Genomic DNA, 26,266 nt, shown 5'->3' on the forward strand with positions numbered 1-26,266 from the left:
CCTTTAGAAAATACTGGCTCTTTATAAGGAAATTTGATGTTATATCAAGTACTGAACAGTTAATATGCAACAAAATGGACTCCATTTTAAAGAGTCCATTTTCATCTTATATATCGCGGTTATCTGTAAGCTGTTCTTCGTCCGGTTTCTTCGTCAAGAACCAACCAGCTGCTGCTATCCCTAGTAACACTCCGTAGAAGATGAGTTTCCACTCAGTAGAATGTGCAAATTCATATGAGATCACGCCTACGTCTGGATGCCCCAAAGTCAGGACAGCAAGTTTCACACCCACCCAGCCGACAATCGCAAACGCTGCAATTTCAAGACCCGGCTTCGCATGCAACAATGTCACAAAGTAGTTTGCTGCGAAACGCATGATAACTAAACCAATTAATCCTCCTGCAAAAATGACGAGGAACTTTCCACCATCTAACCCCCCAATTTCAGGAAGGTTAGTATTTGGAAGAGTCATTGCCATCGCGACCGCCGCTAAAATCGAGTCAACTGCAAAAGCGATATCCGCCAATTCCACTTTGAAAACTGTTCCCCAAAATCCCGATTTCTTCTTTTCTTTTACATCAGTTTTTTGAATCTTATTTTTGAAGTAAAGTTTTCGAACGATGTGATTAATCGCAATGAATAACAGATATAAAGCTCCTATTGCTTGTATTTGCCAAACATCGACTAGGAAGGAAATGATGAACAAAGAAGCAAAACGGAAAACGAATGCGCCTGCTAGTCCGTAAAATAATGCCCGTCTTCTCTCTTCTTCTGGGAGGTGCTTTACCATAATCGCAAGTACAAGTGCATTATCTGCTGCCAGTAGTCCTTCAAGACCAATTAGTAAAAGTAAAACCCATCCGTATTCTAATAATATTGATACATCCATATCATTTCATCCTTTCAAATTTCCGATAGTTGTTGGTGACTTTGTTCATTTAACAAGCCTATTATTCTGTTTGTAAAATCGTTATGACATCATGATCCAAGCTTTCTACACCTTCGTTGAAAGCCAGACTAGATTTGAAACGGTACGACATCAGATTGCCTACATATAACGAGTTCGGAATGCGAAATGTAAAAGGGATGTGATTTTCAGTATTCGAGTGAATGTACTTAGTCGTAAAAATCGTAATGGAGTCAACGATTTTCCCCTTAGCCTTTTGATTTTCATCATCAGACATCACTAAATCACAATCAATTCGCTTCAATTGTTGGCCAATAAGTCCGCCTTTGACCACAAAAACACCTTTTACTTGTTCCCCCACAACGTACGTATCCTTCTCAAGAATTAAATCGATTCGTGCAGAACCTACTCCTAATAGCGCCATGTATTTCCTCAGTATCATTGATATCCTCCTGTTTATATTTATAGCTGAGGTGCTCCAATTCATTGGTGCGTTTCTGGTCTGTAAATAGAAAAAAACCTTTACCAGAAACGGCAAAGGTTTAAAAAATAAAAGACCTCTACCAATTGGTAAAGGTCTTGCTAACAACGAAGTCGTTGCCAACAAAGCCGGGAGAATAATAACTCCGTAATGACGACCTTGCTGTAAAAGCTACTCCCCTTTAGGAGTTACGATTCAACTAATTACTACTATAGTATTATATTCTTACCGATTATGTCAAATAGAATAGTACATTGATTGATTCTAATATAACCGGTGTCTTTTTCCAGAGGATTGGTGTCCTCCTCCAAGCGAATGGACTGAAATGGTTCATGAGTGGACGGAAACCCAAGTTAAATGGACCATAACTGGTAGCGAGTGGACGGAAAATCAGGTTGAATGGACGAAAACCCACAGCGAGTGGACAGTACTCACACGACAAGTCAAAAAAGTAGCTCAGTACTCAAAAAAACGCTTGGATAATGAATCTTATCCAAGCGTTTTGATTTATTCTTTTTCTCGCACAGGTCCGTCTTTTGGCGCGAACCAAAATGCTGTGATAATCGAGCCAATTAAAACGATAAATGGTGCGTAAAATATGAAGAAATCATTCATGTGATTGGCCTCCTTTAGGCATGATAATCCTTGTTTCCACGAACGTAGTCTTTATTGAATAAGAACAGTCTCAACAATAGATACAACGAAGGAAGCAATAATCCTAAACCGGCAACAAACGCAACAATCAATGCAATCGCCATCGCTTCGTTGGTGAAGCTATCGTAAATCGTTAAATACGGATACAACAAGTACGGGGCATGTGAAATCCCGTATCCGAAGAATGCTAACGCAAACTGGCCGACTAATAAACCAAACGCTAGACCGTAGTTTTTGCGTTTCCAAATGAGCCATACGGTACCGACAAACAGCAAGAAGGACAGTCCGAATACCCACCATAGATCCAAGATGCGTGCATAGTGTTCAGGATTATGACTTCGTAACTCGAAAATGATGCCTCCTGCTGTAATCATCGTTGGTAAAGACCAGATGAGTGCATATTTTCGAAGTAATTCTGTTGCGGATGAATCTCCCGCTTTATTGGCATACCATGTTAAAAATACGGCCGAGATATACAGCAATGCGGTAATACTCAAGACGACAATACTCCACGTTAAAGGACTCGTAAATAATCCTAGGTAATCTAAGACAGGATTTCCATCAACCATGGAAATAAATCCACCTTCAGAAATCGTCAGTACTACAGATAGTGATGCTGGGATGAATAATCCTGACATTCCATACATGAACGTATATCCTTTATGTCCGTATGAACCATACATGGCAAACGCGTAATATGAACCTCGTATTGCGAGTAAGACGATGGCAATACTTGCTGGCACTAATAGTGTTGTTCCGTAATAGAAGGCAGTTTTCGGGAAGAACCCGATGACACCAACGAAGAAGAACACTAGAAATACATTCGTTACTTCCCATACTGGTGATAAATAACGCTCGATAATATTCGTTAAAATATGTTCACGTCTTGTTAAGGTGTTGTACGCATTGAAGAATCCGGCACCAAAGTCAATTGATGCCACGATAACATAACCGAATAAAAACATCCATAAGACTGAAATTCCGATTATTTCAAGTGTCATGTTAGATCACCACCCTGTTCTTTACGTCGATCTTCGATTTCCTGCTCAACTGGATTCTTTTTGAACATGCGTCTAAGTACAACAACACTTCCGATTCCAAGTATTAAATAAAGACCTGCGAATAACGCGAGCATGAGATCTACTTGACCACTTGTAGTCGCAGCGTCTTCAGTACGCATGATACCTCGTAGTACCCACGGTTGACGCCCTACTTCTGCGAACCACCAACCTGCTTCGATTGCGAGCATCGCTAGCGGACCACCTGCAACCAGTATCCAGCGGAACCATTTGGTTTGAACAAACGACCATCTTCTCCATGTAGCGAAGACATATAGAGCGGATAATCCTGTTAGTGATATCCCAATGGTCACCATTAAGTCAAATAAGTAATGAATATAAAGTGGCGGTACTTCATCTTCAGGGAATTGATCAAGTCCCTTAACTTCTGCAAATGGATTCCCATGTGCCAACACACTAAGAGCATAAGGAATTTTGATTGCATACTTTACTTCACCGTCATCTAATATACCGTACATAACCAGTGATGCATTTTCTTCTGTTTCAAAATGCCATTCGGCAGCTGCTAACTTTTCAGGTTGGTATTCTGCTAAATATTTACCGGAAAAGTCTCCAATAATAGCTGTTGCAATAGAGAAAATTAATCCTAGCTTTAACGTTAAGAATAATGCTTTTTTATGGTAGACATGATTTGAGCCTTTTAATAAACGGTAAGCAGCAATTGATGCTAACACGAATGCTGACGTCATGTATGCCGTTGCCACAACATGAGCAACCTTAGTAGGCATAGCTGGGTTAAACATAGCTAGTAATGGGTTAATGTTGATTAACTCCCCATTTACTAAATCAAACCCTTGAGGTGCGTTCATAAACGCATTCACGATGGTAATGAACACAGCTGAAAAAGACGCGCCAATAGCAACTGGAATCAGTATTAATAAATGCTTTTTCTGATTTTCAAAACGGTCCCATGTATATAAATAAATTCCTAAGAAAATAGCTTCAAAGAAAAACGCGAACGTTTCCATAAATAGTGGTAAAGCAATAACATTACCTGCTAGTTCCATAAAGTTCGGCCATAATAATGATAACTGTAGACCAATGGCTGTTCCTGTCACGACTCCGACAGCAACGGTGATTACGAATCCACGAGCCCAGCGTCTTGCCAGTAATATATAGTGTTCATCATTTTTCTTAATTCCGACCCACTGTGCAATCATGATCATAAGTGGAATACCAACACCAATCGTGGCATAGATAATATGAAACGATAGTGTCAATTCTGTTAAAATGCGACTAAAGAATACAGCTTCTTCATTTCCCATTTGAATTCCCTCCCTTTAACTTCCGAAAATCCGACCTAGTATCGACAACATCATAATGGCTGCAACGATAAATACAACCCACATCAATTTTCTCTCGTGATTCTTATACATGAAGTCACCACCCTTACTTCCTATCATACCCCATTTGAACTCCTTTAAAATAACGGGATGTATCCATTTTGTCACGCACTTGTGAAGGAAATGTGAATAGCGCAGAAAATTAATATTGCGAAAGTTTGGATTATTTTGTATTCTAGGTAAATCATACTTAATTTAGAGGTGAACAGCATGGAAACCAAACGAAAAGTCCTAGCTTATATTACAAAAGGACAAGAACCTAATTTAGAATTGCTCGTTTTTGAACACAAAGACTTTCCTGAAGCTGGCTTGCAAGTTCCAGGTGGCACAATCGAAGAAGATGAACCATTAATTGATGCACTATACCGAGAAATTAACGAAGAAACCGGACTTGTCCGAGATGCTCTATCATTTATGGGCAAAGTTCATAAATATAACTACTATCCACAAGGAAAAGATACTGCCTATGAACGCAATTTCTTCCACTTGGATTACGTTGGTGATCAAGTGAACTGGGAACATATTGTCGAAAGTGATGGTGTAGACAACGGGCTGACGTTCAGATTCCGCTTTGAACCAATTGAAACCTTACCGCAACTCGCAGGTGCACAAGGTGAAGCATTGGAATTGTTGTAGATTTAAGGGGGAAACAAAATGAAAATCAGACCGATTGAAGTAAATGATGCAGAACAATTTTTAGCACTCAGCAAAAAACTAGATGAGTCGAATTTTATGTTATACGAACCTGGTGAAAGACAAACAACTCCTGAACAGCAAGCAAAATCGATTGAAACGATTTTATCGAAAAAGAACAGCATCATCTTTGTTGCAGAAGTTGAAAACCATTTGGTTGGATTCATTGCAGCAATCGGCAATCAGTTCCAGCGCAACCAGCATTCTGCTTATCTTGTGTTAGGTGTATTGGATATGTATCAAGGACAAGGCATTGCCACTAAATTATTCGATCAACTATTTGATTGGGCAAAAGAAGCCAAACTAACTAGACTTGAGCTTACAGTCATTAAAGATAATGACAAGGCATTCAATCTATATAAAAAAATGGGATTCACCTTAGAAGGCGAAAAAGTACATTCTTTAATAATTGATGGCAATCCAACGAATGAATATTATTTATATAAGTTGTTATAACGCTAAAAGAGCGCTTCCCATCTTTCCAGGAAACGCTCTTTCTTATTAAAAATTAACATTCACTTTTGATGAATGATTAAATCGGTTGAATACACACTACTGTACAGAGCGCTTTTACTTAAGAAAATTATCGATTTGTAGTTCCGCCAATTTGTTGTTGAGCTTGTCGTACTAAGCGTTTTGTAATTTCTCCACCAACTGAACCATTTGCGCGAGAAGTAGCATCTGCTCCTAGTGAAACACCAAATTCTTGTGCGATTTCATATTTCATTTGGTCTAAAGCTTGTTTTGCTCCAGGAACTTCAAGTTTGTTACGACTTCCAGAATTATTGTTAGCCATATCTGTCACCTCCTTGAAAGTAGAATGCTCCGTTTTAAACATTTCATTCGCAATGGCAAGGAGGTAATTTATAGATAAATGGTCAAACCCTTTTCTATGGGCGGTTCTTTGTCGTCTATCGGCGGATTTGTGTCGTCTATCGGCGCATCTTTGTCGTCTATCAGCGCTTTTATCGGTTTCATCGGTCTATCGGCGGTTCTCTGTCGTCTATCGGCGCTTTTTTGTCGTCTATCAGCGCATCTCTGTCGACTATCAGCGGTTTCAGCGGTTCTATGAGCGAATCAAAAAAACCACTACCTATAAAGGTAGCGGTCATCAGTTATTTATGGACGATCTTGTTCGCGAATGTCCTTCATAGGAACAAACACTTCGATATGACGGTGTAGGTTTTCGAATACTGCTGGTGCGTTACCACCGTATTCACCATCTAAGTTCAGTTGAACATGGGCGTCAGCTGTTACTTTTATGTGACTCGCTTTTTTGTAAATCACCAGTGGATCATCTAAATGATTTCCACCAATTGCAAGTGTTGCTAAACGGATAAACTCTGCGATGTTACATTTTTTCAAGATTAACAAAGTGAATTTCCCGTCGTTAATGCTTGAGTTCGGCGCAAGTTTTTCAAATCCGCCTACAGAATTGGTTAAGCCGACTAAGAACATCATGGCTTCATCGTCAAATACTTCATCATCGTACTCGATTCGTACTTGAGAAGCGCGAATTGAAGGCAACATTTCGATGCCTTTTAAGTAATATGCTAGTTGACCAAGAACTGTTTTTAACTTACTTGGAACATCATACGTCAATTCGGTTAACTTTCCGCCGCCCGCGATATTAATAAAATAGCGATCGTTGACTACGCCAACATCTACCGGAATGGTTTCATCCGCTATAATAATGTTCACCGCTTTAGTAATATCGCGAGGAATGCGCAATGCTCTAGCAAAGTCATTTGTTGTTCCCATAGGAATAAGGCCGACTTTAGGACGTTCTTCGAAATCACTGATTCCTGCAACGACTTCGTTTAACGTACCATCGCCACCTGCTGCAATTACAAGGTCGAAACCTCGTTTTACTGCTTGTTTTGCTGCTTCTGTCGCGTCGCCTTCACACGTCGTAGCGTGACACGAGGTTTCATAACCAGCAACCTCTAATTTTTCTAGTACTTCTGGCAAGTGTTTTTTAAATAGTTCACGGCCTGATGTAGGATTATAAATAATACGTGCACGTTTCATACACACATTTCCTTCCTGCTTTACATTTTCAACAATTAATAGGACTCGTACGCGATTAAAAAGTTGCATCAATACATCGTCTGCAATCTAATAGCCACGAAAAGAAGCCGGACAACTGCCTCGGCTTGATTTCTTTATTATATACGAATGCGAGGTTAAGAACAATTATGACTGTTTTTGTAAGGCCGCTGTAAATTCTTTGCGAATGTCTTCATATACCCATAACCAGTACTCTTGTGTCGAAACATACTCTGCAGTAACTTTTTCAATAAATTCTTTTTGTTTGTCTTTAAATGTTGGGTCTTCTGAATTCGGTAGATTTTGTTTGAGTTTTAGGATGTATTCTTGTAATTTGGGTGCGCGTGGACCCCATTTTGAAATAACTTCACCCTTTTGGTTTAATAATAAATAAACCGGAATTGAACGACCACCATTTGTTAAGTGGCGGTCCATTAATTCTAATGTCTGGTCTCGGTAAACCACTCGAACTTCAATATCTGCCGCTTCCGCAACTCGACGTAAAATGGAGTTGTTCAGCATCGCATCGCCACACCAATCTTCTGTGATAACCAATATGTGTGAAGCTTTTTCTTTTAATAACGTAATAAATTCATCATCTTGTGGGACATGAAATTGATTATAAATTACTTGACTATTGTCTTTATGCGAGTCCATTTTGTCCATATATTCTTGCAGAGAAATGGCTTCCTCAAAGTATTGTTGTTCAGTTTTCATTAATAAACCAACTCCTTTGAAATCAGTTTACTCGCTTCATTCAAATGAATCAAATTTCTTGTTGACAGATTAATTAAAGAAGCATAGAGTTAGCTATTATTTTGGATTCTTAAAAATAGGAAGTGTCTGAATGCGTAACGTCAAAAAGAAAAGCATTAAAATCTCACCCCCTCTAGTAATAGCAGGAAGTTTTTTGTTTTTAATATTCATGGGAACACTGTGTTTAAAGCTCCCTTTTGCTACAACCATACCTATATCGTGGACGGATGCATTGTTTGTTGCTACATCGGCAACTACTGTGACTGGACTCAGCGTTTTTGACCCAGGAACCACGTTGACTGTATTTGGAGAAGTGGTACTAATGTTTCTTATCCAATGTGGCGGTATTGGCTTAATGACATTTGCCGTAGCGTTATTGATTTTCCTTGGTAAACGTATTGGTCTTCAAAATCGCATTTACTTGCAAGAGTCTTTCAATCAAAACTCGGTTGGTGGAATCGTAAAATTAGTGAAGTTAATTTTAACGTTTGTTTTAACGGTTCAAGCTGTAGCTGTTTTCATTATGACGATGCACTGGTTACCTAAATTCGGTTTTCCTGAAGCTTTATATTTAAGTGTCTTTCATGTGATTTCAGCTTTTAATAACGCCGGTTTTGCTTTGTTTCCAGACAACTTGATTGGCTTCTCTGGCGATCCGATCGTCAACATCATATTATCTTTGCTTTTCATTTTAGGCGGGCTAGGTTTTACGGTGGTAATAGACATTTATCAAAAAAACTCATTTAGTAAATGGTCTCTGCACACAAAAATGATGATTGTCGGTACGATTATCATAAACACTGTAGCTGCTCTCACGTTTTTCTTATTGGAATACGGAAATCCTGGCTCATTAGGTAATATGCCTTTATACGAGAAAATTATGACATCCTATTTCCAAGGCGTGACTCCTCGTACTGCTGGATTCAATACAGTGGATTTTGGCAAGTTGGAAGATCCGACAATTTTGTTTACAATGTTGCTGATGTTTATTGGTGCAGGTAGTGCTTCGACTGCGTCAGGAATTAAACTAACCACCTTTATGGTTGTTATTCTAGCTACAATTGCATTCTTGCGCCAAAGAGGAGAGCCCGATGTGTTTGGACGCTCCATTCGTATTGATACAGTGATTCGCTCACTCGCCATTACTACCATTAGTTTATTGCTCGTCATTGGATTTATCTTCATGTTAACTGTCACAGAAAAAATCCCATTCTTGCCTCTCGCATTCGAAGTCGTGTCTGCTTTTGGAACCGTCGGACTGTCGATGGGCATCACCGGTCAAATAAGCGACCTAGGTGAAGTATTACTAAGCATGGTCATGTTTGTTGGGCGCATTGGTCCACTTACTTTGTTTTTCTTATTAATGAAACCGAAAAAAGTAAACTATCGTTTCCCTTACGATCAAGTATTTACAGGATAAATAAGGAAAGCCTCTCGGTGATATCGAGAGGCTTTCCTTATTATCTAGAGATACTTTTTAAGCGATTTTTCCATCCCTAAGCGATTCCCAATAGAAGCTGCATTTCCAAATATCGCTTTTTGAACAAATGATGGCACTTCTGCTAAATTAGTATCTTGCATTTTTAAAAGCATAGCTAAATGAAAAATATTTTTTGGGATGCCCTTTTTGTTCGTTTTTCCATCTGCAATCAAGCCATAGCCTATTCTCATTGATTCCTCAAATTGAGAACCAGGTGTAAGTGTCACAAAAAATTTGACTGGTTGATCGGATTCATTAGAGAATCGATGATGCACTTCCTTATCAACAAGCAATTGTTCTTGTTCTTTTAATATGGTTTTTTCATCATTGGCTTGCACAGTCAATTCTCCTTCAATGACTTCAAAAAGTTCATTAAATGCCAAATGGTAATGTAAAGGCGGACCTTCTGAATGAGGCGGTAAATAAACTTTAATAAGGATATATTTATCATGTGTTTCTTTAGAAGTTTTAAGGAAAGTAATCTCCTCCCCAGTAAAAGCATTGACAATGGTTCGATTTGAATCCATCACTTCACTCCTGTTCTTTTTGAATAATCTTTCTCCACACAATGAGTTCTTATAAAATCTATTCTTTATTAATCAAAGTAATACCTTTTATGTGAAATTGCTTGCTTTATTAATTAGAGTTGTATGTGACTTTCTTTTTTATTTTCTTTTTGAGAGTTGATTCGACAAATATTCCCCAGGAAATAAGTCCTTTTTCGACATTATTTTATAAACAAATATGCTCCCAATGGAAGAGTCAGTATTTAGAGATTTTGTTTCGCTAGGTTAACTTATCTTGTGAGTGAGACAGGATTACTGGCTGCTTTTTGATTTATCGCTCAATCTAGTCACATTATTGCTCAAACTGGAGATTTATCGCTCAATCTGGAGATTTATCGTTCAAACTCGACACTTTATCGCTCAAATAGGGTTCATATGCAAGTTAACTAGGTGAGACATACTCGACAACAATCACTTTAAAATGCAAAAAAAGCGACTCCAAATTCATGGAGTCGCTTTTTCAAGTTTATCGTTTTGCAATTTCGTCTTGTAGAATTTTATTTACAAGCGGTGGGTTCGCTTGTCCTTTTGTAGCTTTCATGATTTGACCGACTAGGAAGCCAATCGCACGGTCTTTACCGTTTTTGAAATCTTCGATAGATTGCGGATTCGCATCAAGAGTTTGAGTAACGATGTCACGAAGGGCGCCTTCGTCAGAAATTTGAACTAAGCCTTTATCTTTCACGACTTGTTCAGCTGTTCCACCATTGTCCGCAAGCTCTTTGAATACTTTTTTCGCGATTTTCGAAGAAATCGTTCCATCACTAATTAGCTTGATCATGCCAGCTAATCCTTCTGGAGTTAGGTTTGTATCATGTAATTCTTTTTGATCAACATTTAGGTATGCAGAAACTTCTCCCATCATCCAGTTCGATGCAAGTTTTGTATCAGCACCTAGTGCAATCGTTGCTTCGAAGAAATCGGACATTTCTTTCGTCAATGTTAAGACCATTGCGTCATAAGATGGCAATCCTAACTCTTCAACATAACGTTGTTTACGAGCGTCTGGAAGTTCAGGGATTTCCGCGCGAATACGATCCATCCATGCTTGGTCAATTACAAGATCAACTAAGTCTGGTTCTGGGAAGTAACGGTAATCGTCTGAGCCTTCTTTTACGCGCATTAACAAAGTCTTACCAGTTGACTCATCAAAACGACGAGTTTCTTGTAGGATTTCTCCGCCTCCAAGTAATACTTCAGCTTGACGAACTTGTTCATGTTCTAAGCCACGACGTACAAAGTTAAACGAGTTCAAGTTTTTCAATTCAGCTTTTGTACCGAACTGTTCTTGACCATATGGACGTAATGAAATATTGGCATCACAACGAAGTGAACCTTCTTCCATTTTACAATCTGAAACTCCTGTGTACTGGATGATTGATTTTACTTTTTCCAAGTACGCATATGCTTCAGCAGGTGTGCGAATATCTGGTTCTGACACGATTTCGATTAATGGTGTTCCTTGACGGTTATAATCGACAAGTGAATAACCTTTATCCGTATGTGACAACTTACCAGCATCTTCTTCTAAATGTAAACGCGTAATCCCAATGCGTTTTTTGTAGCCATCTACTTCAATTTCAACCCAGCCATGTTCACCGATTGGTTGGTCGAATTGAGAGATTTGGTACGCTTTTGGATTATCCGGATAGAAGTAGTTTTTACGGTCAAATTTCGTGTGTGTTGAAATTTCACAGTTTAATGCCAATGCAGCTTTCATCCCGTAATCAATTGCGCGTTTATTAACAACAGGTAATACGCCCGGATAACCAAGGTCGATTACATGTGTATTTGTATTAGGTTCAGCACCGAAATGGTTAGGTGCTGGAGAAAACATTTTTGAATCTGTTTTCAACTCTACGTGAATTTCTAAACCAATAACTGTTTCAAAGTTCATGAGTTTGCTCCCTCCCATAGTTGAGGAGTTTCTTTATGGAAGCTTGTTGCTTGCTCAAATGCATGAGCTACACGGTAAATCGTTGCTTCGTCAAAGTGTTTTCCGATAATTTGTAAGCCTAGTGGCATTCCTTCAGAGAATCCACATGGAACCGAAATTCCAGGTACACCCGCTAAGTTTACAGGTATTGTTAAAATATCATTTGCATACATCGTTAATGGATCATCGTTTTTCTCGCCCACTTTAAATGCTGGTGTAGGCGTTGTAGGTCCAATAATGACATCGTATTTTTCAAATACTTGATCAAAATCTTGCTTGATCAATGTACGAACTTGTTGTGCTTTTTTATAGTACGCATCATAAGAACCTGCACTCAGCGCAAATGTTCCTAGCATGATACGACGTTTCACTTCGTCTCCAAAACCTTGAGCACGCGTTTCTTTGTATAATTCCATCAATGATTCCACGTTTTCTGCACGGAAACCATAGCGAATCCCATCAAAACGAGCTAAGTTTGAAGAGGCTTCAGAAGAAGATAGTAAATAGTAAGTTGCTAAGCCGTATTTAGAGTGTGGAAGAGATACTTCTTCCCACGTTGCACCAAGAGATTCTAATACTTTTAACGCGTCTAATACCGATTGTTTAGCAGCTTCGCCGACACCGTCTCCTAAATATTCTTTAGGAACACCGATGCGAAGACCTTTAATGTCTCCAGTTAATGACTCCACAAAGCTTGGTACATCTACGTTTGCAGATGTTGTATCGTGTTCATCGACACCTGAAATGGCTTCAAGTAGAAGTGCATTGTCTCTTACATTGCGTGTAATTGGTCCGATTTGATCAAGAGATGACGCGAAAGCCACCAATCCAAAACGAGATACACGACCGTAAGTTGGTTTCATCCCAACAACACCACAGAAAGATGCAGGTTGACGAATAGATCCACCTGTATCAGATCCTAATGAGAATGGTACTTCTCCTGCTGCCACTGAAGCTGCAGAACCACCTGAAGAACCACCCGGAACGCGATCTAAATCCCATGGGTTACGTGTGATTTTGTAAGCTGAGTTTTCAGTTGATGAACCCATAGCAAATTCATCCATGTTCAATTTACCAATTGTGATCATGCCAGCCTCGCGCAATTTGCGAACAACTGTTGCATCGTAAATCGGGTTAAATCCTTGTAAGATTTTAGAAGAACATGTAGTTTCAATGCCTTCCGTTACAATATTGTCTTTTACGCCAATAGGCAATCCAAATAAAGGACCACGTTCAGAAGTAGGCACTTGATCCATTTCTTCGGCTTGTTTAAAGGCTTGGTCTTTATTTAAAGCTAAAAAGGCTTTCACATCGCCATCTAATGCTTCGATACGGTTATATGCTTCAGCAGTAAGATCCGCAATGGTAAGTTCTTTGTTATGTATCATTGCTTGAAGTTCACTGGATGAATGGTTAAATAATGTCATGGGAAGTCCCTCCTTACGTCAAAATCAGTCTAAGATTGATGGTACTTTTACTTGGCCATCTTCTTGCTCACGAACGTTTTTCATCATTTTATCACGGTCAAGTCCTGCAACAGCCTTGTCTTCACGTGTAACATTTACAAGTGGTAAGACATGAGTAGTTGGTACAACATTCGTTGTGTCTAGTTCATTTAACTGTTCAGCAAAATTTGTAATTGCTGCAAGTTGACCTGCAAACTTTTCAGCTTCTTCGTCTGTAATAGAAAGTCGCGCTAAATGGGCAACATGCTTTACTTCTTCTTTTGATATATTCGCCATTTTTACACCTCCGAATTCACAATCATGCCTAATATCATATCATTTCTCACATTAAAAGAATAGGGACAGCACTGAAGCTATCCCTATTCTTGTTCTAATTTTGTATCTAGTTTTGAGCTTTAAGCTGTCACTCATACATCTATTTCCAGATTAAGTGTCTCAACCTACATTTTAATCATAAATATGGACATAAGGTTCTTTATCGTCTGCTTTTTTAATAACAATTGCTTCAGGTCCATTAATTGACGTGACACTGACTTCAACATGCATGGATGCAGGGAAATGTTCCATCACAAGTCCTGTCATATATTGTGTAAAACCAATTAATTCTGCCGATCCATAAAACTGGATAGGAATATCAATGGTCAATTTTTTAATACGATCTTCTTGATAGAAACCTGTTCCAATTATGCTTGTATAATTGGAGAAATACTCTTCAACATCTTGTTTAAAGTTGTTAAATGAATCACTGACTTCACGATACTTAACTTCAGACGCAGGTTGAGGGAAAATGACGTATTCTTCATTTATATTAGTCCATTCTCCTAACGATTTGCCTTCATCCGCTACACTGTATGCAAAATAACTACCTGGTACAATTGAATTGCGGTCTTCTTGTTTAAATAGTCCGACCGTAATGGGAACTTCCTCAAGGCCAGGCATCTCACGCATACGTTTGATAATTTCATCTGCCATCTTTTTCCCTTGTTTTTCGATTGTCGCTTGAGGGATCGGTTGTTCATATGGACCGTAATCACCAAGCTTGTAATAAAAAACAGAGTTCATGGCTAACCCAATAGAAACGCCACCGAGTTTGATTTTATTGTCTTTCGTTTTCACCATGTAATTTTGTTCGACGATGTGCGCCAAATACATAGGGTCTGTTTTAGCTAACTCAGCTGTGATTTCCCCGCCAGGTAGTAAGGGATTTAAACCTATATTCGGTTTCGGTTTATCATCTTTCTTTTTATCTTTATCTTTAACTTCTTCTCTTTTTCTTTGTAACCAATTACCCAACGTTTCACTATTTAACATCTGTCCTTCTTGGAAAAGGTAATCATCCGGAGAAAATGTACGTTGAGATAAACGCAGTAAACCATTTTCGACTTCTTTAATATCATATTTCGAATAAATATTTGTAACGACTAATCCTCTGCTTTTACTTGGTGCATACGGTAAAAGAGTTCGGTAGTATTCTTGCGAAATTTGCATGCTTGGAATAATCGTTGTCGCTACTTCTTCGTTTTTCTCTGTTTCATTAATAACTTCCGTATCTTTAGCCAAGTCTGGTGCACAACCAGCGATTAATACTAAGGAAATAATGGCTGGAATCCAGCTAGTTCGTTTCATTATAGGAAGGACTCCTTCATTAGTTTAATTCTTCAATTAGACGATTTTCATCCCATACTGGAATTCCTAAAGTCTGAGCTTTATCAAGTTTTGAACCGGCATCTTCACCTGCGATGACAATGTCCGTTTTTTTACTAACACTTCCAGCGACAGTTCCGCCTACGAGTTCTATTTTCTCTTTTGCTTCTTGTCGTGTCAATTGTTCCAATTTCCCAGTTAATACAACTGTTTTACCCGTCAGCACATGATTAAGATTCGAAAGATCTACTTTCTTGCCTGTATAAGACAAATTAACACCTAGATCCTCGAGTCGCTTAATCAATTCTTGCACTTCTTCATTATCAAAATAACGAACAACTGAATCCGCCATTTTATCGCCTATTTCATGAATGGTTATGAGTTGTTCGGGAGTTGCTTGTGCAAGTGTTTTCATATCACCTAGTTCTTCAGATAGTATTTTGGCAGCTTTCTCGCCCACATGTCGAATTCCTAATCCAAATAACACCCGCTCCATTGAATTTTGTTTCGATGCCTCTATAGCGGCTACTAGATTCGTTGCCGATTTATCGCCCATTCGATCGAGTTGAACTAATTGATCCTTTGTTAAAGTAAATAAATCAGAGACGTCATGAATGAGCCCTTCGCGGAATAATTGCTCCACCACTTTTTCACCAAGTCCATCTATATTCATCGCATTGCGCGATACGAAGTGAATCAGTCCTTCTGTAATTTGAGCAGGACATTGAGGATTCACACAACGCAGCGCTACTTCTCCTTCAATTCGAACTAGTTCACTTTCACATACCGGACAATGTGTTGGCATTTTATATACCGGTAAGTCTTCTTTACGCGCTTCCATAACCACAGCTACGACTTCTGGAATAATGTCACCCGCTTTACGAATGATGACCGTGTCTCCGATACGAATGTCTTTGTCACGAATCAAATCTTCGTTGTGTAAAGAAGCACGTCCGACTGTCGTTCCCGCTACTTTTACTGGTTCAAGTATCGCGGTTGGTGTTAATGCACCAGTGCGCCCTACTGTTAATTCAATATCAAGCAATGTTGTCACTACTTCTTCAGCCGGGAATTTATAAGCTGTTGCCCATCGCGGACTTTTTGCTGTAAATCCTAATTCTTGTTGGTGAACATAACGATTTACTTTAATAACGATACCATCGATTTCATATGCCAAATCAGGTCGTTTTGTTGTCCACTTTTCGATATAGGCTTGTACCTCGTCAATTGAATGACACGTTTTTCGTTCTTTATTGGTTTGAAAGCCTAATTCATCTAAATAATCGAGCGCTTCTGCGTGACTATCTAATTGATAAGCTTCTCCGTCTCCTCCAATGCCATAAACGAAGATTGCTAAATTACGACTCGCGGCAATTTTCGGGTCAAGTTGACGTAAAGATCCCGCTGCAGCATTTCGAGGATTCGCGAACTGTTCTTCTTCGTTCTTAACACGAAATTCGTTTAACGCGATAAAGGATTTTTTCGGCATATAGGCTTCTCCACGAAGTTCTATCGTGACCGGTTTCTTCAATCGCAAGGGAATGGAACGAATGGTTTTTAAATTTTCGGTAATGTCTTCCCCTACGCGACCATCCCCACGAGTGGCTCCGCGCACGAAGACTCCCTTTTCATAAGTCAGTGAAATGGCCAAGCCATCTATTTTTAATTCGCATACATAGGAAAAGTCATCCCCGATGCTTGCACGAATACGTCGATCAAAATCGTCTAAATCTTCTCGACCAAATGCATTCGATAGACTAAGCATTGGATGAGTGTGTGCTACTTTATTGAATCCTTTAAGGATTGTTCCTCCAACTCGTTGAGTAGGAGAATCCGGATAGATTAAATCAGGAAATTCACTTTCTATAGCAATAAGTTCCTGTAAATATTGGTCATAAACCGCGTCTGGCACGAGCGGTTGATCCAGCACGTAATAGGCATAACCTGTGTCATGTAAAAGTTGGTTAAGTTCTTTTACACGTTCTTCTAATTGAACTTTATCCATTGAAACGTTCCTCCGCTCGTTCTTTAAATAAAAGGCTCTGTTAAACTATATTGTTGTTTATCGTACATTTGCGCTTGCCGCACGTTACGCATGAGCCAACAAGTATGAAAACCACATACTTGTGGGTCTCATTCTTCACGCTCTTGCGGCATGCTAGGCGCAAACGTACTCTTTTGTAGATTCTTTAATATCAATTACATTATTTGACGTAGCTTTTCTAAAGGTTCACTTACATTGTGTTCCCATAGTTAGGGAATATGCGACTCCCCGCGGAAAACGGGCGGGCAAGACCCCGCAGCGAGGTACGAGTGAGGAGGCTTGCCTGTTCGTCCGCGGAAAGGGAGCCGATTCCCTCTTCTTTATAACATGCTCTTCTATTTATATTGTTCTGACCACATGTTCTCTTAATAAAACTTTAAAAAGGGGCATCAAAAGAGCCAAGAAGGTCTAGTCGGAGTAGCCTTTGAGTACCGCACTTGCACAGAATGTGCTGGCTTCTGCAGTGCTTACAAGATGTAAGTATTGCAGAAGTTCCTCTTGTAATTAATACGTGAGGAACGGAAAAGCAAGCCAACGAAGAGATTCGACGTGCTATTTTGAGCGGACTTTTTAAAGTTCATCTACTTATGCTTTTTCAACAGGTGCGAACTTAGCTAACAGTCGCTTAATACCAGTTGGACTTGGGAATGCGATATCGAGTTCTGTGTTCTCGCCTTCACCACGTACACTGACAACGGTTCCAGTGCCCCATTTTTTGTGGACGGCTTTGTCACCGGTTGTCCATCCAAGCTTGTCTCCGCCAGAAGCATTATATGCAGGACGTTTAACAGCCGCACGAGTTGTGCTTGGTACCGCTCGGCTAGTCGTGCTACTTCTGCCAGTCCCTGCAGATTGTTTTAAGGTTACATGTTCTAAAATGTCTTCTGAGATCTCCGAGATAAATCGAGAAGGATTATTGAAACCACTTCGACCGAATAAGGTACGCGTTTGAGCACATGTAATATATAGGCGCTTTTCAGCACGTGTGATTCCTACGTACATAAGACGACGTTCTTCTTCCATTTCATCCGTGTCACCGATTGAACGTGAATGTGGGAAGACATTTTCCTCTGCACCGATAATAAACACGACCGGGAACTCAAGTCCTTTTGCAGCATGCATCGTCATCAGAACTACTTTTCCTTTAGAGACGTCTTCTTCATTATCCAACTTGTCCAAATCAGAAATTAACGCTAAATCCGTTAAGAAGGATACGAGCGTTTTATCGTCACTGCGTTCTTCAAACGCTTTCGTTACAGATAAAAACTCTTCAATGTTTTCTAAACGGCTTTCCGATTCAATGGTCTTTTCATTGTTTAGCATATTGCGATAACCTGTCCTATCTAAAACTTGTTCTACAAGCTCCGTAACTGATAAGAACTCTTGCATTTTTATGAATCCAGACATCATTTCGTGGAACTTTGCAGCTTCATTAGCAGCTCTAGCAGGCAAGCCCATGAAGTCTACTTCTTGTAGTGCATCAAAAATGGAACGATCCTGTTCAATTGCAAACCTCGCCATACGGTCAAATGAAGTCGCTCCAATGTTTCGTTTTGGTTCGTTAATAATACGTGATAAAGCTAAATCATCTTCATTGTTGGCAATTAATCGTAAATACGACAGTAAGTCTTTAATCTCTTTACGATCATAGAACTTCGTACCTCCAACAATAGTGTACGACATGTTCGATTTAAGCAAAACTTCCTCTATTACACGAGACTGTGCATTCGTGCGATATAAAACAGCGAAATCATCAAGAGTATGATTGTCTTTTTCCATTAATTCTTGAATGGTTTTAACCACAAATTGTGATTCTTGTTTTTCGTCATATGCTTTGTAGACGTTTATCGCTGCACCAGAACCATTGTCTGTTCGCAATTCTTTTGGGTAACGCCCTGTATTGTTTTTAATCACGTCATTCGCAGCCTTTAAGATGTGTTTTGTCGAGCGATAATTTTGTTCCAACATAATCACTTGTGCGTTTGGATAATGCTTTTCAAAGGACATGATGTTTTGAATATCCGCTCCACGCCAGCGATAGATCGATTGATCCGAGTCGCCTACTACACATAAATTATTGAATTTAGCTGCTAGCATTTGCACAAGTTCGTATTGTGCTTTATTCGTATCTTGATACTCATCGACATGGATATAATGAAATTTGTTTTGGTAAAACTCCAAGACATCCGGTACACGTTTGAAGAGAGTTAGAGTTGTCATGATTAAATCATCAAAGTCGAGGGATTGGTTTTTACGAAGACGTTTGTCATAAGCCGTGTAAACTTGTGCTGCAGTCTTCTCATATGGATTGAATTGATTCGCTTGATTCGCAAATGTTTGAGCGTCCATGCACTCATTTTTTGCGGAGCTAATGATATTTAACATCGAGCGAGCATCAAATTGTTTGGAGTCAATATTTTGATCTTTTATTATACGTTTAATTACGGTTAGTTGTTCTGATGTATCTAAAATAGAAAAGCTTTTCGAATAGCCGATGCGATCAATATTACGTCGTAAAATACGCACACACATCGAGTGGAATGTTGATACCCACATGCTTTGACTTGTTCCATTTCCTAATAAACCATCGACACGGTTACGCATTTCTTTTGCCGCTTTATTTGTAAAGGTAATGGCTAATATTTTAGAAGGATATACTTCTTTTTCAACGACTAAATAAGCGATTCTGTGCGTCAATACGCGCGTCTTACCAGAACCCGCTCCAGCCATGATAAGTAGAGGTCCTTCAGTAGCTTTTACAGCTTTTTCTTGTTCGGGATTCATCCCTTTTAATAAATTCTGTACGATTACTTCCATAGTGCACCGTCCTTTTTTACGAACATTAGTTCTTTAATTATAAACTGCTACAGCTAATTGTCAAAGAGACAGGGCGTGCACAGCTTTTACTGTTTCAAGGGCTTCGTCTAAGTTGTCATAGAGATGATTTCCTACTACGATCGTATCAGCTATTTTAGCCATTTCAGACGCTTGATGTGCAGATGTAATCCCACCACCATAAAACAAACGTGTCTTTGTTAAGACTTTTTTTGTTGCTTTTACCACTGCTGGGTCACCATACATCCCGCTATATTCTAAATAAAAAATAGGCATATTAAAAAAGTGTTCAGCTAATCTGGCATGAGCAATCACGTCATCTACGCTTAATTCGGTCTGGGCATCTGTTACACGTGCCGCCTTACAATCTGGATTCAAAATGCAGTATCCCTCGGGTACAAGCTCAGTCCAGTCCATAAAATCGCCGAATTCTTTTATTGCTTCGACTTGTAGATCTTTAACGAACGTCGTTTTCGAACTATTCAACACAGAAGGAATGAAGTAGAAGTCAAAACCAGGTGTAACACTTTCTATTGTTGAAATCTCTAGGGCAACAGGTACTGTATATTGTCTAACTTTTATTAATAAATCGACCACTAATTCTAATGTCACGCCATCGGTTCCACCGATTAATATGGCATCTGTTCCAGATTCACACACTTGCTTTAGCGCTTCATCAGAAAGCACTTTTGCAGGATCTAATTTAAAAACGTGACGCCACTGTAAATACTCCATGGACTCCCACCTATCGTAATACTTTTACATCTATCTAGTATAACAAAAAAACTGAACAGAGTTGGTCTCTGTTCAGTACTTTGGAAATTGAAATGGTTTTTCGTCTGGATATAAGCGACCGAGCATTTCATCATATGTATCGTTTCCATAATCAAAACAACGACGTACACGCGAAATGGTTGCTGTGCTGGCACCGGTCTCATTTTTAATCGTTTCATATGTTTTCTTCAAACGTAACATATGCGCAACTTCAAATCGTTGAGATAACGATTGAATTTCGCTTATTGTACATAGATCATCAATAAATCGATAGACCTCTTCTAAATCTTTCAATTCTAAAATGGCTTTAAACAATTGATCTGTTTGATGGCCACGTATTTTATCTACCTGCATAATAATTGACCTCCTTTTCAAGCCTGCTTCGTTATTAAGGCGTGAAAGTAACCATCTGGTCGAGACCAGGATTGGTTTTCACTAAATGAACCCAAGATTTCCCTGGAACGAGTTTAGCAGGTTGACCATTCTCCATGGGGACAAGCACACCATTTACTTGTTGCCATTCAATTTCTTTCATGACACCCGCTTGGAATAAATAGCCTTTTCCACCCGATGATAAATCGAGTTGTTGACGTCCTGCTTTATCAATTGTTTGATGTACCACTTCAAAAAACAGAACATTAGCCAAACTAATTTCTTCTTGTGACTCGTTATCTAGAGTGATTGTCCCACCAGAAGTACGACTGTATTGTTGAGTAAGTGTATCATACGAATACATATGGTGAAAGTCTTCGCTACTACCATAGCGGACATCGATAATACTTGCTAGTGCACTAAGTGGTACATCTTGTGCAGAATTATAAAATTCAAAACTCGGCAATTTTTCAATCGTCGGTCGTGCACCCTCTTTTTCCATTCCTTCAAGGATATGGTCACCTGTAATATACGAGTTGTGTGGAGACACGCGTTCGTTTGAACGAATAAAGAGCGTACCATCATAGCGCATGCCATTGATATGATCAACTTCACCATTTCTCAACATCATTTGTGCATCAGGACTATAGCCATGTGCTACATAGAAAGCGTCCAATCCTTTTGCAATATTGATAAAGTAATCGCGTGCACTTCGAACAGGACCGATTTGTGAAGGCAATTCACTTTGATATAAAGCTAATAGTCTGGTGATATTGCCTTCTGCCACCATTTCATAGACAATATCCGCGCTTGCAAGGCCTGATTGAGGTCTTGCTTTTGGATGATTATTAACGGTCACAAGCACCGGACGATTCGTAAATTCTTCTTCCGAACGTTCCCCAGAAAATGGCGCAGCATAAGGAAGTACTACTTTTTCGTCCGTTTCTTCAGGTGAATTCTCATCTGTAATTATTGGTTCTTCTGTATCTACTGTTTCTTCTTTATCTTTTGAACAGCCAGTCACCATAAGAAGCAAGACTATCATAAACAGCCATTTCTTCATTTCCCAAAATCCCCCTAATTGTAAACTACAAATAGTGTTGGTTAGTCTCTTCTTATTACGTATGCAAAATACATTACTTTAATCACAATATGTTTGAATTGATATTTCCTATTTCATTAAGATCTCATAAATGAAGGGAACAACACGGATTTTTTCATTACATCAAAAATGCCTCGTTGGGTAATACGGACATACGGTAAATGCGTCGATTGTAGAAACAGTAACGTATAAATAGCATCCCCATATTTATAGCCTCTTTCGTGTAATGCTTTTTTCAATGTAATTTCTTGTTTAATTAAATCCTCAACTTTTTCATCCGACATGCCGCCACCAATACGAAGTGGAATATGAGCCACGACTTCATTATCCTCAACTAGTACAATGCCGCCTTTTAATCGTTTCATTTCATTGAATGCTGCCAACATATCATCATGGTTTTTACCAATGAGGATAATATCTCCTGTATTCGAGTAAGATGAGGCAAAACCCTGCACAGATGTTGCAAAACCTTTAATCATTGTATTGACCCGCCACTTTCCATTGCGGTCTACTAACATCAAATAACTCTCATCATGCTCAGTACTTAAACTAGCTTCGCCCGTATAAATTGATACACTATATGGTTTCGTTATTACATCGTTGACCATTTCAATTCCAAATGGCATGGAGAATTGAAAGTCACCATCATGTAAATCGAATGGCAACTCTAATTCACCTAAAACAGACCAATCGATTGTTGGCAATTGCTGAACTTTTTGGCCATCTTTTTTCATCCAGACTCCTTTTGACAAAACACTTACTGGTACTGGATTTCGTTCATTTTCCAAGAAGTTTAAAGATGCAATTCTTCCTGTGGCTATAAAACCATGCAAACTTGTCATGTTGTAATATCGAGCCACATTGTAGGAAGCCATTTGATACGCATCAATTGGTTGAACTCCTGCATCAAGCGCTACTTGGATACATTTATCCATCACACCATCGATATGAAACGAAGGTGTTGAGCCATCTGTCGTCATCATTAAGTGGTCAAAAACATCCAAACCTTTGTCTACAATGCCTTTTAGTAAATGTGGTAAGTCAGGTCGAATCGAAGAATGCCTCAGAGTTACGGCAAATCCATGCAATAACCGACGTTCCACTTCTTCGACAGTCATTGACTCATGGTCACCATCACTTCCCAGTAATCGCATGCGTGCCAACGTTTTTTCAGATGCACCTGGAAAATGACCTTCCACTTTTTTGCCTTTCATTTTCGCCGATTGCAACCAGTACAACAGTTGATCGTCACCAGCTAATAATCTTGGCCAACCAGTTAATTCTCCACCCATTAATACTTCAGGGCGATCCAACCATTCACTAATCGATTTAGTCGTAAACAATTGTTCTTCATTTTCTAGCTCTGTTTGAGAATCAAATCTTGCCCACCAATAAAAAGAAAATGGCAGTTTATTTAGTTGATCTAACAGTGTAAACGCTTTCTCGTTTTCGAGTAATAAAAAGAGAATGAGATTGTCTGATAAAAAAGTAGTAGTACCTAATTGAGCTGCATAATCAGCAAATGATTGGGGATGATAAAGTTGAAATGGATGAACATGAGGTTCAATATATCCGGGCACGATTACCTGTCCACTTGCATCAATTATTTCTGCATTCGTCACATTCGTCGGCATCTCTGGACCTGCATACACAATGCGATCTTTCGAAATCCAAATATTTCCTTCTACCCATTTCTTTAAAACACTATGTAAGTATGTAGCATTCACAATAATTTTGTCGGGGCTCGCTTTCCCATCAATCATGCTGATTTGATGGCGGATTTCCCCAATTTTCCACAAAGGGTGTTGCATGTTATCCATTCCCCTTTCACGAACAATGTTTCTTTTTTAAACTGATTTGTTATTAAGAATTACGGTAATCCGTTTAATAAAAGACAGCAGCCTGCCCCGTTATGGCGACAAGCTGTATTTCCTTAATTTTAGCATAGCCACTAGGGAAAATACAGACCGCATCAACACTTATTCGAAAATTCAGACAGGAGGAAACATAGAAATGTCACAAACTCAAAACATAAGTACGCGTAATGCACTCGCAAGACTTTCACTTGGACTTAGTATGCTCGCTTACGGCACCGCTAAACTTTCCCGCAACCCTCAATGTAACAAAGGTCGCATGATGGTGGCATTAGGCGCAATGAAAGCAGCCGAAGGAACGGTTAAGTTTTGCCCACTTAAAGCCATGATGCAACAACAAGGAATGATGGGCCAAACAGGAGTTGGACCAGAAGTTAACAAATTAATGAAGGATTTTGCTGGTTCAGGAATGTCTGGAGCATCAGGTGCCGGTGTAGGAAATATGATGAAGGATCTCGCGGGTCAAGGAATGTCTGTAACAACTTAAGGCTTCAATTGCTAATGAAGTTCCGTTTTTAATCGACTTCACTAGAGGTTTATTCAGCTTCAACTGATGTTTATTCGGCTACGCCGGTAAATTAATCCGCTTCGCAGACAATTTAATTGGTTTCACCCAATAAATTACAAAAAGACTGTAACAAAATCTCTTGGCTACAGTCTTTTGTACTTTATTTGTTTTGGCGTTTTGAAATTATGAGTACTATGATACCCAGAATTAGTGCACTTACATTAAATACCGTTGTAACTTGATCATCCTGGACAAGAACATTTATTACAGTAACTAAAAATAACATGACAATCAAAATATTTTTGAAATTCCTTGCGATTACATCCAACCGACATTCTCCTTCATTTCAAACTACTATGATTGAATCTATAAAAATCTCTTTAAAGACTGAATTACAGTGTCAGGTCGATCAAGATGGACTTGATGGTCACTGCCTTCCGCAATCACTAACTCTCCTTTACTAGACAACTGAGATAGCTCTATCTGCAGCTCCCGCCATACGTGTTCATATAAAACGGCTTCTTCCTCAGGTATGTCATTTTCGGTAAAGGATTTGATTGAAATCTCTTTATCTCTTGCTATGACTATTAACGGAATCTGAGGAAACTCACCCATTGCCTGTATGGTTTTGCTGCTTTCCCCAAAGTTTTCAAATTCATTGGCAATGACTTTGTATAAGAGTGGATTTGTCATGAACTGTTCAAAACCTTTTACTTCTTGGGATGGTAAAATCTTGTTATAATCATTAATCATATCTGTGTACTTTAGTTGTAGTTCTTCTTTTGTTTGTTGTGAGTTATTTAAATTAATTTTTATTCTCTCATCAACTGAAATCAAGGAATTCATTACAGGAATAGTAAGATCGTATAGCTTTTGAAAGTTGTGAGAAGTGGAATCAACAAGAATTAAGCACTTGATTTTGTGAGGGTACATTAGTGCGTACTGTTGGGCACATAAACCTCCGAAAGAATGTCCCATTAAAATAAATTTATCGGTAATTCCTATTTCCTCAACAAGATCATTAAGTTCTTCTGCAATATTTTTGGTTGTTCTAGCCTTTTTTGAAATTGGACTATTCCCGTACCCTGCCCTATGGTACAAAACTACAGTAAAGTGTTTCTTAATCTCTTGAATAAAAGAGTACCAATTATAAAACGAACCACCAATCCCTGTCTCTAAGATTAGTGTGGACTCCCCATTTCCGACTATACGATATTCTAAGTCGATACCTTTCATAAAAAACACTCCCTTAGTTTGCAACACCTTGTATATCCTGCAAATCACTCTAAAATTACTTCCTCAATTTAAACATGATAAAATCACTGCATCTAAAATCTTCCTCGAAAGAAGGGTATTTTTCTAGCATTTCTTTGGATGGCTTTGGTTCAACCAAACCTTCTAGAATAAAACCCGCTTCTGTTATCGCGTTAAAATAGCTCGTTAATGTTCTATGGAAAAACAACACTTTATCTGCTTGACCTTGAGGGTAATTTTGTTCATAGACACCTTCATAAAAATAATTGTCTACATTCCAATGTAACTTCTCCCCTTCTTTATTTTTCTCCCACCCACAAACTGGTGTTACGAAACAAGGGTGTAATATTGAAAAGACAAAACTTCCTCCTTTAACCAACAAACGATACATCTCTTTAATTGCTTCTTTATAATTTTCAAGGTCTTGAATCACCATATTGGATACAATT

At 38.9% G+C, this 26,266-nt stretch carries 24 protein-coding genes and 1 pseudogene; 4 read left to right on the forward strand and 21 right to left on the reverse strand.

The window, feature by feature from the left end:
• Positions 1–106: 106 nt before the first annotated feature.
• The 5 genes from WBG45_RS09810 to WBG45_RS09830 form a co-directional block, all read right to left on the reverse strand.
• Complete coding sequence (locus WBG45_RS09810) at positions 107–889, reverse strand: TerC family protein (RefSeq protein WP_424414117.1); 783 nt, start codon at positions 887–889, stop codon at positions 107–109.
• A 61-nt stretch (positions 890–950) separates the two neighbouring features.
• The gene (locus WBG45_RS09815) at positions 951–1,349 is read right to left on the reverse strand and encodes a sporulation protein (protein WP_424414119.1); all 399 of its coding nucleotides are present in this window, start codon (positions 1,347–1,349) and stop codon (positions 951–953) included.
• A gap of 546 nt (positions 1,350–1,895) precedes the next feature.
• The gene (gene cydS, locus WBG45_RS09820) at positions 1,896–2,003 is read right to left on the reverse strand and encodes a cytochrome bd oxidase small subunit CydS (RefSeq protein WP_424414121.1); all 108 of its coding nucleotides are present in this window, start codon (positions 2,001–2,003) and stop codon (positions 1,896–1,898) included.
• Between the two features lie 14 nt (positions 2,004–2,017).
• Entirely contained in the window at positions 2,018–3,043 is a 1,026-nt protein-coding gene (locus tag WBG45_RS09825; RefSeq protein WP_424414122.1) for a cytochrome d ubiquinol oxidase subunit II, read from the reverse strand.
• Positions 3,040–4,386, reverse strand: coding sequence for a cytochrome ubiquinol oxidase subunit I (locus tag WBG45_RS09830; RefSeq protein WP_424414124.1), 1,347 nt, complete (start codon positions 4,384–4,386; stop codon positions 3,040–3,042). The genes WBG45_RS09825 and WBG45_RS09830 overlap by 4 nt, the downstream gene beginning before the upstream one ends.
• A 288-nt stretch (positions 4,387–4,674) precedes the next feature.
• Here WBG45_RS09830 and WBG45_RS09835 point away from each other — a divergent pair, with 288 nt between their 5' ends.
• Positions 4,675–5,100, forward strand: a complete 426-nt coding sequence (locus WBG45_RS09835; RefSeq protein ID WP_424414126.1) for an NUDIX hydrolase — start codon at positions 4,675–4,677, stop codon at positions 5,098–5,100.
• Positions 5,101–5,118: 18 nt separating this feature from the next.
• Positions 5,119–5,613 carry an N-acetyltransferase family protein gene (locus tag WBG45_RS09840; RefSeq protein WP_424414128.1) on the forward strand — a complete coding sequence of 165 codons (495 nt, stop codon included), beginning with the start codon at positions 5,119–5,121 and terminating at the stop codon, positions 5,611–5,613.
• A 127-nt stretch (positions 5,614–5,740) separates the two neighbouring features.
• On the opposite strand, the gene WBG45_RS09845 is transcribed toward WBG45_RS09840, so the two are convergent.
• From WBG45_RS09845 to WBG45_RS09855, 3 genes are all read right to left on the reverse strand, one after another.
• Complete coding sequence (locus WBG45_RS09845) at positions 5,741–5,953, reverse strand: alpha/beta-type small acid-soluble spore protein (protein ID WP_024533643.1); 213 nt, start codon at positions 5,951–5,953, stop codon at positions 5,741–5,743.
• Positions 5,954–6,276: 323 nt separating this feature from the next.
• A complete protein-coding gene (locus tag WBG45_RS09850; protein ID WP_424414157.1) occupies positions 6,277–7,188 on the reverse strand; it encodes a diacylglycerol kinase in 912 nt (303 codons plus the stop codon).
• 165 nt (positions 7,189–7,353) lie between these two features.
• Positions 7,354–7,923 (reverse strand): thioredoxin family protein, encoded by a 570-nt coding sequence (locus WBG45_RS09855; protein ID WP_424414131.1) that lies wholly within the window; start codon positions 7,921–7,923, stop codon positions 7,354–7,356.
• 130 nt (positions 7,924–8,053) lie between these two features.
• On the opposite strand from WBG45_RS09855, the gene WBG45_RS09860 reads away from it, so the two are divergent.
• Positions 8,054–9,382 carry a TrkH family potassium uptake protein gene (locus tag WBG45_RS09860; RefSeq protein ID WP_424414132.1) on the forward strand — a complete coding sequence of 443 codons (1,329 nt, stop codon included), beginning with the start codon at positions 8,054–8,056 and terminating at the stop codon, positions 9,380–9,382.
• A gap of 44 nt (positions 9,383–9,426) precedes the next feature.
• Here the strand turns inward: WBG45_RS09860 and WBG45_RS09865 are convergent, their stop codons facing one another.
• From WBG45_RS09865 to WBG45_RS09915, 11 genes are all read right to left on the reverse strand, one after another.
• Positions 9,427–9,969 carry a cupin domain-containing protein gene (locus tag WBG45_RS09865; protein WP_424414134.1) on the reverse strand — a complete coding sequence of 181 codons (543 nt, stop codon included), beginning with the start codon at positions 9,967–9,969 and terminating at the stop codon, positions 9,427–9,429.
• 505 nt (positions 9,970–10,474) lie between these two features.
• Positions 10,475–11,905 (reverse strand): Asp-tRNA(Asn)/Glu-tRNA(Gln) amidotransferase subunit GatB, encoded by a 1,431-nt coding sequence (gene gatB / locus WBG45_RS09870; RefSeq protein WP_424414136.1) that lies wholly within the window; start codon positions 11,903–11,905, stop codon positions 10,475–10,477.
• On the reverse strand, positions 11,902–13,371 hold the full coding sequence (gene gatA / locus WBG45_RS09875; protein ID WP_424414138.1) for an Asp-tRNA(Asn)/Glu-tRNA(Gln) amidotransferase subunit GatA: 1,470 nt from the start codon (positions 13,369–13,371) through the stop codon (positions 11,902–11,904). Before gatA ends, gatB begins: the two co-directional genes overlap by 4 nt.
• 24 nt (positions 13,372–13,395) lie before the next feature.
• A complete protein-coding gene (gene gatC, locus WBG45_RS09880; protein WP_024533636.1) occupies positions 13,396–13,686 on the reverse strand; it encodes an Asp-tRNA(Asn)/Glu-tRNA(Gln) amidotransferase subunit GatC in 291 nt (96 codons plus the stop codon).
• A gap of 171 nt (positions 13,687–13,857) precedes the next feature.
• A complete protein-coding gene (locus WBG45_RS09885; protein ID WP_424414140.1) occupies positions 13,858–15,036 on the reverse strand; it encodes a CamS family sex pheromone protein in 1,179 nt (392 codons plus the stop codon).
• Between the two features lie 19 nt (positions 15,037–15,055).
• On the reverse strand, positions 15,056–17,059 hold the full coding sequence (ligA, locus tag WBG45_RS09890) for an NAD-dependent DNA ligase LigA (protein ID WP_424414142.1): 2,004 nt from the start codon (positions 17,057–17,059) through the stop codon (positions 15,056–15,058).
• Positions 17,060–17,683: 624 nt separating this feature from the next.
• A complete protein-coding gene (gene pcrA / locus WBG45_RS09895) occupies positions 17,684–19,915 on the reverse strand; it encodes a DNA helicase PcrA (protein ID WP_424414143.1) in 2,232 nt (743 codons plus the stop codon).
• A gap of 60 nt (positions 19,916–19,975) precedes the next feature.
• Complete coding sequence (locus tag WBG45_RS09900) at positions 19,976–20,668, reverse strand: heptaprenylglyceryl phosphate synthase (RefSeq protein WP_424414145.1); 693 nt, start codon at positions 20,666–20,668, stop codon at positions 19,976–19,978.
• Positions 20,669–20,740: 72 nt separating this feature from the next.
• Entirely contained in the window at positions 20,741–21,061 is a 321-nt protein-coding gene (locus tag WBG45_RS09905) for a YerC/YecD family TrpR-related protein (RefSeq protein WP_024533631.1), read from the reverse strand.
• Positions 21,062–21,095: 34 nt separating this feature from the next.
• Positions 21,096–22,142 carry a DUF3048 domain-containing protein gene (locus tag WBG45_RS09910; RefSeq protein WP_424414147.1) on the reverse strand — a complete coding sequence of 349 codons (1,047 nt, stop codon included), beginning with the start codon at positions 22,140–22,142 and terminating at the stop codon, positions 21,096–21,098.
• Between the two features lie 116 nt (positions 22,143–22,258).
• A complete protein-coding gene (locus WBG45_RS09915; RefSeq protein ID WP_424414149.1) occupies positions 22,259–23,992 on the reverse strand; it encodes an adenine deaminase C-terminal domain-containing protein in 1,734 nt (577 codons plus the stop codon).
• A 202-nt stretch (positions 23,993–24,194) separates the two neighbouring features.
• On the opposite strand from WBG45_RS09915, the gene WBG45_RS09920 reads away from it, so the two are divergent.
• The gene (locus WBG45_RS09920) at positions 24,195–24,542 is read left to right on the forward strand and encodes a YgaP-like transmembrane domain (RefSeq protein ID WP_424414151.1); all 348 of its coding nucleotides are present in this window, start codon (positions 24,195–24,197) and stop codon (positions 24,540–24,542) included.
• A gap of 387 nt (positions 24,543–24,929) precedes the next feature.
• Here WBG45_RS09920 and WBG45_RS09925 read toward each other — a convergent pair whose 3' ends face one another.
• Together WBG45_RS09925 and WBG45_RS09930 are read right to left on the reverse strand one after the other, a co-directional pair.
• A complete protein-coding gene (locus tag WBG45_RS09925) occupies positions 24,930–25,799 on the reverse strand; it encodes an alpha/beta fold hydrolase (RefSeq protein WP_424414153.1) in 870 nt (289 codons plus the stop codon).
• 55 nt (positions 25,800–25,854) lie between these two features.
• Positions 25,855–26,266: pseudogene (locus tag WBG45_RS09930) on the reverse strand (SAM-dependent methyltransferase); the annotation flags it as partial.

It is taken from the genome of Paenisporosarcina sp. (assembly GCF_049671445.1).
GTDB lineage: Bacteria > Bacillota > Bacilli > Bacillales_A > Planococcaceae > Paenisporosarcina.